The sequence below is a fragment of the Mesorhizobium sp. M4B.F.Ca.ET.203.01.1.1 genome (assembly GCF_004791025.1).
GTDB lineage: Bacteria > Pseudomonadota > Alphaproteobacteria > Rhizobiales > Rhizobiaceae > Mesorhizobium > Mesorhizobium abyssinicae.
In genome coordinates this window covers 1-460 of sequence record NZ_SRUO01000063.1, presented here as the reverse complement: position 1 = coordinate 460, position 460 = coordinate 1, and the positions used below count along the sequence as shown (strand labels likewise).

The 460-nt window shown below is 67.2% G+C and carries 1 protein-coding gene; it reads right to left on the bottom strand.

Annotation, left to right across the window (positions count from 1 at the left end; all coding sequences use genetic code 11):
* Positions 1–460, bottom strand: a 460-nt coding sequence (locus EN846_RS33615) for a LysR substrate-binding domain-containing protein (RefSeq protein ID WP_245518761.1), incomplete at both ends; no start/stop codon positions are given.

Genomic DNA, 460 nt, shown 5'->3' with positions numbered 1-460 from the left:
GCGATAGCGCGGCGCCTGGATCAGGCCGAGACCAAGCCGCGCCAGGTCGGCGGCGGTGTCGGAATTGTTGGCGGCGACACGACCGGGTAGCCTGACCTCAATGGTCTTTCCGCCGACCGTGAATTCGAACGGCAGCACCTCGCCAGTGCGCGACGAGACGAACCCCACCGCCTGATGGCCGCCGAGCGCATCGGGCGAGGCGGGCGTGCCGTGGCGTTCGAGATAGGCGGGACTCGCGACGGTGATCTCGCGCGCGATGCCGAGACGTCGCACGATCATGTCGCTGTCGGGAAGTACGCCTGCCCGGATCACGCAGTCGACGCCTTCACGCACCAGATCGACAAGGCGGTCCCCCTCGCCGATATGGACCGACAGGCCCGGATATCTGGCAAGCAGTGCCGGCAGTTCTGGCAAGAGGAACGTGCGCGCCATGTGGCCATTGACGTCGACGCTGAGGCGT